12 protein-coding genes are annotated in these 10,616 nt (G+C 38.0%); 11 read left to right on the top strand and 1 reads right to left on the bottom strand.

Features of this window, described 5'->3' with window-relative positions; translation table 11 throughout:
* Window positions 1–357: 357 nt before the first annotated feature.
* Window positions 358–963: a hypothetical protein gene (locus ABDZ91_RS16825; RefSeq protein WP_343801354.1), complete on the bottom strand. Its 606-nt coding sequence runs from the start codon at window positions 961–963 to the stop codon at window positions 358–360.
* A gap of 172 nt (window positions 964–1,135) precedes the next feature.
* Here ABDZ91_RS16825 and ABDZ91_RS16820 point away from each other — a divergent pair, with 172 nt between their 5' ends.
* From ABDZ91_RS16820 to ABDZ91_RS16770, 11 genes are all read left to right on the top strand, one after another.
* Window positions 1,136–2,017, top strand: a complete 882-nt coding sequence (locus ABDZ91_RS16820) for an aminoglycoside 6-adenylyltransferase (RefSeq protein ID WP_343801352.1) — start codon at window positions 1,136–1,138, stop codon at window positions 2,015–2,017.
* A 112-nt stretch (window positions 2,018–2,129) separates the two neighbouring features.
* Complete coding sequence (locus ABDZ91_RS16815; protein ID WP_343801349.1) at window positions 2,130–2,873, top strand: CPBP family glutamic-type intramembrane protease; 744 nt, start codon at window positions 2,130–2,132, stop codon at window positions 2,871–2,873.
* A gap of 77 nt (window positions 2,874–2,950) precedes the next feature.
* A complete protein-coding gene (locus tag ABDZ91_RS16810; protein ID WP_343801346.1) occupies window positions 2,951–3,547 on the top strand; it encodes a hypothetical protein in 597 nt (198 codons plus the stop codon).
* 231 nt (window positions 3,548–3,778) lie between these two features.
* Window positions 3,779–4,915, top strand: a complete 1,137-nt coding sequence (locus ABDZ91_RS16805) for an oxidoreductase family protein (RefSeq protein WP_343801343.1) — start codon at window positions 3,779–3,781, stop codon at window positions 4,913–4,915.
* Window positions 4,896–6,107, top strand: coding sequence for a M28 family peptidase (locus tag ABDZ91_RS16800; RefSeq protein ID WP_343801340.1), 1,212 nt, complete (start codon window positions 4,896–4,898; stop codon window positions 6,105–6,107). Before ABDZ91_RS16805 ends, ABDZ91_RS16800 begins: the two co-directional genes overlap by 20 nt.
* A 131-nt stretch (window positions 6,108–6,238) precedes the next feature.
* Window positions 6,239–6,796 (top strand): cysteine hydrolase family protein, encoded by a 558-nt coding sequence (locus tag ABDZ91_RS16795; RefSeq protein ID WP_343801337.1) that lies wholly within the window; start codon window positions 6,239–6,241, stop codon window positions 6,794–6,796.
* A gap of 98 nt (window positions 6,797–6,894) precedes the next feature.
* Window positions 6,895–7,362 (top strand): GNAT family N-acetyltransferase, encoded by a 468-nt coding sequence (locus ABDZ91_RS16790; RefSeq protein WP_343801334.1) that lies wholly within the window; start codon window positions 6,895–6,897, stop codon window positions 7,360–7,362.
* Between the two features lie 15 nt (window positions 7,363–7,377).
* On the top strand, window positions 7,378–8,049 hold the full coding sequence (locus ABDZ91_RS16785) for an HAD family hydrolase (protein ID WP_343801331.1): 672 nt from the start codon (window positions 7,378–7,380) through the stop codon (window positions 8,047–8,049).
* Between the two features lie 329 nt (window positions 8,050–8,378).
* Window positions 8,379–8,732 carry a hypothetical protein gene (locus tag ABDZ91_RS16780; protein WP_343801328.1) on the top strand — a complete coding sequence of 118 codons (354 nt, stop codon included), beginning with the start codon at window positions 8,379–8,381 and terminating at the stop codon, window positions 8,730–8,732.
* A gap of 12 nt (window positions 8,733–8,744) precedes the next feature.
* Entirely contained in the window at window positions 8,745–9,458 is a 714-nt protein-coding gene (locus tag ABDZ91_RS16775; RefSeq protein ID WP_343801325.1) for an alpha/beta fold hydrolase, read from the top strand.
* Between the two features lie 10 nt (window positions 9,459–9,468).
* Window positions 9,469–10,239: a class I SAM-dependent methyltransferase gene (locus ABDZ91_RS16770; protein ID WP_343801322.1), complete on the top strand. Its 771-nt coding sequence runs from the start codon at window positions 9,469–9,471 to the stop codon at window positions 10,237–10,239.
* Window positions 10,240–10,616 lie beyond the last annotated feature (377 nt).

The raw sequence follows: 10,616 nt of genomic DNA, 5'->3' as shown, positions 1-10,616 counted from the left end.
TAATCTGTGGTTTGAATTTAAAAATAATAAAGTATCTTCATTTGGTATATATCACATTGATAGTTAGTTTAATGTCGGAATATTAAGTTTTTGATTAACGGGTGCTTTTGTTGAAGAACAGGCAAAGATTATAAAAAACGCAGAGGGTTGCCAAATCCTCTGCGTTTGTGATTTTGTTGTTTGAAAATGTACGATTTACCTTAGATATTAACCTCGTGAATTCGGTTCTTCAATTTACAACCGAACTACTTAAGTGTTCCTCCGCATCCTTTTCTTATTATTTCAGGTATACGAAGTCAGGTGACCGTTTTTCAATGCCGGATATTCCTTTTAAAATAATTTAATTTATATTCCGGACTACATATCAGAATATTCCTCTAATACATTTCCCTTTGCGTCTAGAATTTGTATGATGCTTTTTCCACCCATGGCCATGAGTGTGTCAGAGATTTGATCTCTTGCAAGGATTAATTGACCACTTAGGGTTCTTATAATCTTCTCTCCATTTTTCAGTTCGAAAATAAGGCTTTGCGGCGTTTGTCGTCCCGATTCACCTTTTACATAAACACTGGTTAAAGAGGCGACTTCATCCCATTCCGTTACTTTTGTTCCAATGCTTGTAAGGTTATTGTTGTGAATTCCTTTAGGAGTATAGTAAAAATAGTCGTCAAAGGAGACAACGAGAAGTCCAAGTGAGATGACTAACAAACTACTGAATAATCCCCATTTAAATTTCTTGTTTTTAAATGCAATCGCGAGCAATACAATACTAACTCCAAGCACAAATAATCCCGCCATAGATAGTAAGACACTCGTTCCTTCGGTTCCGAAGAAAAAAGCATCGCGTGGCATAAAAATGGTTTGTTTAATGGCTGGTCCTAACATAGCCCATACGAGTGCAGATAAGGATACCATGATTCCAATTACAACTGTTATGACTTTTCTTTGATCTTCGTTGTGCAAAAGTAGCCCCCCTTAAAAAATATCGTTCATGGAATTGAAGATTCTTCCTTTTATACGAAGGAAAAATGAATTAGTTTCAAAAATCAGGAAAATTTTAATATTAAAAAAGGATATACTTAATTTTTATGGAAAGTATTAAATTCAGATCTTGTATAGAAGAGGTGTCGATATTTTGAGAACAGAGCAGGAAATGTTTGATTTAATTTTAGGATTTGCCCGAGAGGATGAGAGAATTCGGGCAGTTTATATGAATGGTTCGAGAACGAATCCGAATGTACCGAAGGATATCTTTCAAGATTACGATATTGTGTATGTAGTTAATGAGACCAGAACATTTATTGAAGATAAAGATTGGATCCATGTTTTTGGGGAGTTATTGATTAAACAAGAACCAGATAAAAATGATCAAAGTGTTGGAAGGGAAGTGGATTTTGATCGCTCCTACATGTATTTAATGTTGTTTAAGGATGGCAATCGAATTGATCTTCGACTTCAGTCCAGAGAATGCATGCTGGATGAATACAAAGAGGATAAGCTTACGGTTCCATTACTGGATAAGGACCAAATTTTACCTTCCATTCCTGAGCCTAGTGATAAGGACTATCATGTAGAGCGACCTACAGAAGAGCTATATCATAATTACTGCAATGAATTTTGGTGGTGTTTGCAGAATGTTGCTAAAGGAATATGGCGAGATGAATTGCCGTATGCAAACTGGATGTTTGAAAACACATCGAGAAACCCTCTAGAAAAAATGATTTCCTGGTGGATCGGAGCCCAGCATGATTTTTCCATTTCACCCGGGAAACTAGGAAAGTATTTCAAAAAGCATCTTCCCACAAACTATTGGGAAATGTATGAGAAAACTTATTATACCAGTGACTATGATAGTTTCTGGGATTCTATATTTGTAGCTTGTGAGCTGTTTAGGAAACTGGGTACAGAGGTGGCGGATCAGCTTTCCTTTACGTATCCAATGCAGGATGATCAGAATATGATGAAGTATCTGAAGCGGGTAAGGGAAATACCTAAAGATGCGGAAGAGATTTTCTAGAGGAACTGAGAGTACCTTTTATAGGTGCTCTTTTTTTTCATACTTTCAAGAATAATAACATACTGATATTGGAATAAAATGCTAAAATGGAAATGGAGAGAGGGGATATAAGATGGTAATTGGCTTTTGGGTATTGCTTGTATTTCTTTTAGTATATGAACCTATTATCGGTTATTTTGATTTCCAAAAGTTTTTAAAAAAAGTTGTTATAGACGATGGGGCAAGGGTTCGATATTATGTGAACTCCATCATTGGGTTATGGATGCCAACCCTATTTATTTTGCTGCTGATTTTGTTTACTGATTTAACAATGGGTCAAATTGGGCTCTCGATTCCAAACATTAATACTGAGTTACTTGGACCGTGGGTCACATATGTAGGACTTGGGTTGGGAAGTTTAAGTCTATTGTTTATATTGTATTACATACTTGGCTACCACTTTAGTGAAAAAATGAAGAAGCAGTTAACAGATAAAAAAACGAAAGAGTGGGAGAACTCTAGTATTTCTGTCATGCTACCAGTTTCGAAAAAGGAGAAAAAGTTGTGGAACTATGTTTCCTTGACTGCTGGTATAACCGAAGAAATTATATATAGAGGATTCTTGATCTATGCTCTAACCTATTTGTTTCCTGAGTTATCCATATGGGTTGTTATTGTGGTGGCCTCACTTATTTTTGGTTTGGCACACACCTATCAAGGGTTTATAGTCGGAGTTACAAGAACAGCGATTGTAGGAGTAATATTTTCTATTCTTTATATTGGATTAGACTCGATCCTCCCCTTGATTTTATTACATTTCCTATTAGATTACATCGTTAAATTAGGTGATGAAAATAAGCAGGCACAGGATTCATAGTTCAGAGATAATTTTAAGTGGTTTTGATGGAATGGTGGTTCGGTGGATATTTGTTCTAAGAAGGGGAGATTTATAGAATGCGAGTGGTGTCAGTAACGGCAATAGCGGTTCTATTATTCTTATTAGGCGGCTGTAGTGATGAAGGGGCTACTAACGACTTTAAAGATCGTTTCGACGAATTAGAAGAACGTTTGGATGTACTTGAAGAAACAACACAAGAACAGCAAGAAACCATTCATAGACAAGCGGAACTTCTACAAAGTAAGGACGCGGATATTGAGGAGCTGCAAGGTATGATTAGGCGGTTAGAACATATCTCTGAAAGTGCGGATATCAATAGCTCTATCTTGATGGATTTGATTCATGAAATAACGGATTCAAGAACAGCTTTAGTTCATGAGGTTAACCTAATTGGGGATGAGTTGGAGTTAAAAGTCACATATGCTGATTTTGTTCCAGACCCAGATGCACCGAATGGTTTTCATTTAGATGAGGAAGAAACGCCAACGAAGTTGAAAGTATCTAAGGATGTACCTGTTTATTGGCTAGATTGGGCAGGTGATTTAAGACCAATGCGAATTGAGACGGAGGAGCTTGTTGGAAAAGCTGGATTCGCGGAGTTTTATGAGCGTGATGGTGAAGTTGTATTTATTTTCGAGAGGTATCTTCCTTAATTTTGATAGGGGAACGGACACAGGTTCCGTTAATCACCAAAAATTAGCCCTTTTTTTGCAGTAAGCGGACAGACGTTCCGTTATTCGGTGAAATCAGAGGTGTTTTTTGGCGAAAATGGTGAAATAAGGTCATCTGTGTCCGCGAACTCCCCCAAAACGGCTGAATTTATGGAAATAGCGGAACCTAAGTCCGCCACGAAACAATATCCAATGAGAAAAGAGGGAGGATCCTTGCTGCAAATAGAAGTAAACAAAGAGACTTTACATACTTGTGTATCTGGAATCTTAGAAACAATTGATTTTCAAATAAAAACTTGGAAGATAGAAGCAATGTCATCTAGGACTGTTAATTTTACAACAAAAGGGATTTTTCGTTTGTCGGGTTTAGCAGATGTAATGGGAGAAGAGGTTCCATGGTCATTAGTTGTAAAGGTAATTCAACCTGAAAGTGAAGAGAAGGATGATACCCAGCATCATAATTACTGGAAGCGTGAGGCATTGGTGTATCAGTCGGGTCTATTATCAGACCTACCGACCGTAATTCGAACTCCAAAGTGCTATGCAGTGGAAGAAGTAAGGGAGGATTCCATTTGGATTTGGTTAGAGGAGCTGAAGGAGGATAACTCTGGGAAGTGGACTGAATCGCAGTTTGCAAGCGTTGCGAAGAAATTAGGAATTTTTCATGGAGCTTATCTAACGGGAAAACTCGTTCCTATGCAAGAATGGATTTGTCAAAATTGGCTAGAGTCCTGGATTGATGGGTGTAAGATGTATGCAAGTAATCCGGAAGAATTTTTACCCTTTGTTGAAGAGGAAACAGAGGACATTTGGAGTGCTTACAAGCTCCTGAATCAGAACTTGGACAAGCATTTAGATATGTTGAAAAAACTGCCACAAGTTCTTTCCCATCAGGATTTAAGTCAGCAAAATATGTACATGGATCCGAATGGTGAAAACTTTAAGTTGATTGACTGGCAGTACCTTAGTATTTCCAGTGTAGGGGAAGAACTTGGAAAGCTATTTGGAGTTGCTTTAAGTCAGGATGATATCCCTATTGATCGGGCTGAAGAATATATGGAACTACTATTCTCTCATTATGTTGAAGGATTAGGGGAAGCGGGATGGAGAGGAGATACAACTATCCCTATGTACTCGTATTATCTTTCATTTGCATGCAGAAGTTTTTGGGAAGTTCCAAAGTTAATCAAGCTACTGGCTGAACCAAAAGTGAAGCCGATTGAGCCAGATAAGCTAAACTTAGTTTCGGAGATTGTTAATCTTCAAACTAAGTTTGGGAGAAGAGCAGATAATTTGTTTCAGCAGGTATCTCAAAATCTGGAGGTAAATCATGCAATCTTTACAAGATAGAATCAATCTACATTTACAAAAGATAACTCATGAAATTGGATCAAGACCCGTTGGAAGTAAGGAAAATCACCAAGCAGCTGAATACATAGAAGATGTTTTTCGTACTGCAGGGTTAGAAGTAGAATTACAAGAGTTCGAGGTTCCAAATTGGGAGGTAGAGGAAGCCTATATCCTAATGAACGGAGATAAACATGAAGTAAGAGTGAATACATTTTCAGAGCCGTGTCATGCAGCTGCTGAGGTTATTCCACTTTGCACGCTAGAAGAGCTTAGACTGTCATCGAACCTAACAGGTAAGATTGTATTTTTATATGGAGAGTTATCTAAAGAAAACTATGTACCAAAGGGGTTCTCCATATACAATCCAGAGCATCACCAGGAAGTTATACGTTTGTTAGAAGAGAAAAATCCGGCAGCTGTCATTACAGTGCGAATGGAAAAGGGTAGTGATCTGCCTATTTTTAGTGACTGGGATTTTAAAATTCCTTCAATTACGATTACACCTGAGCTAGGGGTGAAAGTTAAAAACCACACTGACGCATTAACGGTATTGATTAAAAGTAACAGGATCCCAGGGAAAACGAGAAATGTCATCGGTAGGATTGAGGGGAAACGTCCAGAAAAAATCATTTTGACTGCGCATTACGATACGGTATTTGATACAAATGGTGCGTTTGATAATGGTTCTGGGGTATCGGTCATGCTTTTGCTTGCTGAGGAATTAGCCCACCGAAGTGGCTTAGATACTAGTTTTGAATGTATTGCTTTTAGTTCAGAAGAATACTTAGGTCTTGGCGATCAAGTATATCTAAATGATTACCAAGACAGCTTGGATCAAGCCATTGTAGCGATTAACGTTGATGGAGTAGGACAGACAATAGGGACTAATAATTTAACCTTAATGGCTGGTTCTAGTGAGTTGGAACAATTATTAAAAAGCATTAAAAGCAATTTTCCATCTGTTGAATGGAACAATCCTTGGTATGCTAGTAATCATTTTACCTTCTTTTCAAATGGGGTACCGAGTATTCCTTTTAATTGTAATGGTGTATCTGACATTCTTCATACTCCTAACGATCAATCACTCTGGATTTGTCCGGACAAGTTAATTGAGGTATATGAATTGATTATGGAAATTATAACGTCCATACAGGGTAAAACATGTGAATGGACGAGGGAAAAGAATAAATAACTACTAGTAACCAAGAAGTGGAAAATTACGACTAATGTTTTAGGCAAATGTATTGTCGAAGAGATAAAGTTCTTTTTTGTAACAAATAGAAGTAGTAATAAGCAAAAAATAAAAGAAAAAGGGGTTTTGCTATGAACCAAGCTTTACTAGTTATTGATGCTCAACAAGACTTAGTGGATGGGACTCTAGAAGAGAATAGTGTCTTTAATAAGGAGAACCTATTGTCTACTATCAACAGAGTGGTCAATATGGCGATAGAATCTGATGTTCTGATTGTTTTTGTAAGGGATTTAGATGTGGCTCAAGGTCGTGGAAATGGATTTCAAATTCACTCGTCCATTACAGTTCCACCAACGGCACATATCATTGACAAACAATCAACCAATGCTTTTTATGGGACTTCTTTGTTAGAACTTTTACAAAAACAGGTTGTTGAACATGTTGTTATTATGGGGTGTAAAACAGAACATTGTATTGACTCAGCCGTTCGGGCAGCGACTACACATGGATTAGATGTGACTCTCGTAGGTGATGGACATTCGACTACCGATACCAAAATCTTATCAGCAGAACAAGTCATCAATCATCATAATGCAATTCTTCATGGACATGATAATGTAGATAATTTTTCATTAGTACGCAATAGCGGGGATGATTTGTTTACACCGATTCATAACAATTATAGATAATATGAATGGAGTAGAGCGTCTGCTTTGAGCAGATGCTTTGGCATTTCTACAACTATTTCTATAAGAATCCAAATCTAAAGCTAGAAAAGGAGTAGGTCATGTATATTACTAAATGGGCCAAAAGAGAAGAGTTAGGATTCATGGCTGATTATTGGTACCAGATGGCAAGCGAAATGGCAGAGATAGACGGGGTGCCAAAGCCAGATACTGAAAGACATAAACGAGTAAAAGCTTTATTTGAAAAAGAATGGGAAGCGGGAAAACTGATGTTTAGAGTAGTGGTTGATCAGGATAATCAGATCGTTGCTTGTGCTGGTGGACTTTTACGAACAGAATATGCCTTCCCTCTTGCTGAAGAACAAACCCCTTTTGGATGGGTAATAGCTGTGTATACTGAAAAACAGCATCGAAATAAGGGGTTGGCAGCGAAGCTAGTCGATGAAGTTTGTGTATGGTTGAAAGAAAAGGGTGCACATCGAGCTCGATTATGGTCAAGTACAAAGGCTAGAGAGGTTTATGAAAAACTGGGTTTTTCGAACATGTTGGATATGTCAAAGTCTCTTTAAGGAGTGTTTGCAGAATTGATACGAGCTGTTCTCTTTGATTTAGATGGGACGTTGTTAGATCGGGACGCTTCCGTGAAAAAGTTCATTGAATTCCAATATCATCGATTACATAAATGGGTTGGCCATGTGGCGAAGAACGTATACATAAAAAGATTCATAGAATTAGATGGCCGCGGTTACGTGTGGAAAGACAAAGTGTATCGGCAGTTAATCCAAGAATTTAATATAACCGATATAACCTGGGAAGAGCTACTCGAGGATTATTTAGAGAATTTCAAGTCTTGCTGTGTGCCTTTTCCAAACCTCATTCGGTCGATAGAGGAATTAAAGAGACAGAATGTTTTGCTTGGCATCATTACAAATGGTTTTGGCCAGTTTCAGATGGATAACATTCGTGCCCTTGGTATTGAGAAATATTTCGAGACGCTCTTAGTGTCTGAATGGGAAGGGCTGAAAAAGCCGGATCCAAGGATTTTTCATAGAGCACTTCGTAAACTAGGAGTCGAAGCAAATGAATGTTTGTTTGTTGGTGATCATCCTATAAATGATGTAAAGGCTGCTCAAGAGGTTGGAATGAGAGGGATTTGGAAAAGGGATGAGTACTGGGATAAGAGTATAAACGCAGATTATATTGTGGAGGGTTTGGCGGAAATACCTTTGATTTTAGAACAGCAATGTCATCTATAAAGATTTTAAAATGCAGAATAACTACTTCTTTTTGTTAGCTTTTTGTTAAAGTATGGAAAAAACTCTCGGAAATGTATACTTTTGAGAGTTTTTTCCAATAAATGCAAGAAAACTCTTAGAAACCTATTTTTCTGAGAAGTTTTTTGTAAAAAATTGTTAAATTACTCTTGGAAATCACAACTATTTGTAAGCAATCCTTAACCTCCGAAACATTTCCCTTAATTATTCCTTGAATTGCCTACTAAAAGTGACAAGATTTGGAACATTTAGTATGCTAGAACCAACTACTTTAGCCACATTAACTGATTCTTTAATGGCGGAGGGTAATCATGAAAAGAATTGTAACTATTATTATCACGGTTGTACTTCTTTGGTTAGTTTTGGATATTGGTAGATTATTTACTTCGGATGTAGTTGGACGAGCAACCGAAATAGAAGATGGTTCTAAATTATGTATAAGCTCGCCAGTTTTTAAAAAACATGATGCAAGTTATGCACCAATTCCCTGTGAACCTGTTACAGAAAGCTTCAAAGTAAAGGGAATATGGATCTTTCGGTTTTTTATGAATTACGACAAGGTTGAGTTCAAAGGGAAGATTGAAGAGTTGAACCACCCTATTGTGTATGTTTGGAAGAACGAAGCAGGAGAAATTGAAAAGGCAGTAATATTACCGTATTTCTAAGAGGAGAAGCCAATGGAAAGATATATTCAATTGGAAAGTGCCAAAATATGGACATATAAACAAGGAAAGGGGACTCCCGTAATCCTGATTAGTGGAGGGCCAGGGACTGCAAATTATTTGGAGCCAGTTGCTAGTTTAATAGATGAAACATGTGAAGTCATTATGTTTGATCCAAGAGGCTGTGGTAGGTCTAGTTTTGATGGTGTTGGGTATGATTTGGAAGTTTGTCTAGGAGACTTGGAAATAATTAGAGAAGCATATGGATATTCAAAATGGACTGTAATCGGTCATTCATGGGGTGCCGATGTTGGTTTAGCCTATTCTTTACTTTATCCTAATGCAGTTGACAAGTTCGTTTCAATATCAGGCACGGGTATACAGAATGACCGTGATTGGAAAGAGGTGTACAACCGAAACAAGAATGAAGTCAGCGAGGCCATGCCACACTTTGATTTCCCCCATAATAAAGTCGTTCATCGGACTCTCATTGATTCATGGCGACGATTTATAAAAAGTCCTCATCTTTTAAAGAACTTATCCGAGTTTAGAATTCCAACTCTGTTTGTCTGGGCAGAGAATGATATACGACCAGCCTGGCCCATTCAACAACTTGCCAATTTAATTTCCAATTCAAGTTATGTTGAAGTGAAAGGAGCCGAACACTACATTTGGTTACAAAAGGATAATGAGTTGAGAGAGATACTAGCTGAATTTTTACAGAGATAAGGAGATCACGATGAATAAAGACAACTTTGAAGAGTATGAAGATCCATCATTATATGATCATGAAAATGATAGTTTTATGGATGATATCGATTTCTTAAAAAAATGGGCGACAAAACAAAGCGGTACGATTATAGATATTGCTTGTGGCACTGGGAGAGCAACTATTAAATTAGCGAGGGATGGGTTTTCTCTTATAGGTGTAGATGTACATGGGAAAATGCTGGAGGCTGCTCGGAAGAAGTCGCTGGAGCAAAATCTAGATATTGATTGGGTCCAACAAGACTGTACTGATTTCCATTTGGATAAAAAAAGCCAGCTGATATACTCCGTCGGAAATTCATTTCAGCATTTTTTGACGAACGAGGATCAAGATGGATTACTAGCATCTGTGAATAGACACCTTGAAATGGGTAGAGTGTTTATATTTGGGACAAGGTTTCCTTCTACTGAGGAATTGTTGCAACCAAGTACGGAAGAGTACTGGAGAAGCTATGTCGATCCAAACACTGAAGAAAAAGTGGATGTTTTCACCATCAGTACCTATGATTCGCTTGAACAAATCCAGCACTACGTCACCATTCGAAAATTTCTAGATCATAACGGAAATATTCTAGAAGAAAAGCGGACCAACATTCGTTTGAGATATGTGTTTCCTAAAGAGATGGAGAGGCTACTTGAGGCACACGGGTTTGAGATTTTACATCTTTATAAAGATTGGAACGAGACACCAATTAGTGCTGATAGTTATCAGATGATTGTTGTGTGCAGGAAGGATAGGTAGGGAGAGTGGTCCAATCTGAGGTTAAAGGTGCAATTCCGGGGCTGAAGGTGCAATTCTGGGATTGAAGGTGCAATTCTGGGGCTGAAGGTGCAATTCCGGGATTGAAGGTGCAATTCTGGGGCTGAAGGTGCAATTCCGGGTTTGAAGGTACAATACCGAGGTTGAAGGTGCATTTCTGAGATTGAAGGTGCAATTCCGAGGCTGAAGGTGCAATTCCGAAGGTTGAAGGTGCAATTCCGAAGGTTGAAGGTGCAATTCCGAAGGTTGAAGGTGCAATTCCGAAGGTTGAAGGTGCAATTCCGGGTTTGAAGGTGCAATTCCGGGTTTGAAGGTGCAATTCCCAAAGCTTGCGGTGCCATTTTTAAAAATTATCTATA

The organism is Bacillus carboniphilus, from assembly GCF_039522365.1.
Lineage (GTDB): Bacteria > Bacillota > Bacilli > Bacillales > JC228 > Bacillus_BF > Bacillus_BF carboniphilus.
Note: the sequence above shows the minus strand (reverse complement) of the source record. Positions and strands in the feature narration are given on the sequence as shown.

Excerpts from the sequence above, each read along its gene's own strand:
- ABDZ91_RS16815 (WP_343801349.1), top strand. The coding sequence starts at position 2,130 with ATGGTAATTGGCTTTTGGGTATTGCTTGTATTTCTTTTAGTATATGAA.
- ABDZ91_RS16810 (WP_343801346.1), top strand. The coding sequence starts at position 2,951 with ATGCGAGTGGTGTCAGTAACGGCAATAGCGGTTCTATTATTCTTATTA.
- ABDZ91_RS16800 (WP_343801340.1), top strand. The coding sequence starts at position 4,896 with ATGCAATCTTTACAAGATAGAATCAATCTACATTTACAAAAGATAACT.
- ABDZ91_RS16795 (WP_343801337.1), top strand. The coding sequence starts at position 6,239 with ATGAACCAAGCTTTACTAGTTATTGATGCTCAACAAGACTTAGTGGAT.
- ABDZ91_RS16790 (WP_343801334.1), top strand. The coding sequence starts at position 6,895 with ATGTATATTACTAAATGGGCCAAAAGAGAAGAGTTAGGATTCATGGCT.
- ABDZ91_RS16780 (WP_343801328.1), top strand. The coding sequence starts at position 8,379 with ATGAAAAGAATTGTAACTATTATTATCACGGTTGTACTTCTTTGGTTA.
- ABDZ91_RS16775 (WP_343801325.1), top strand. The coding sequence starts at position 8,745 with ATGGAAAGATATATTCAATTGGAAAGTGCCAAAATATGGACATATAAA.
- ABDZ91_RS16770 (WP_343801322.1), top strand. The coding sequence starts at position 9,469 with ATGAATAAAGACAACTTTGAAGAGTATGAAGATCCATCATTATATGAT.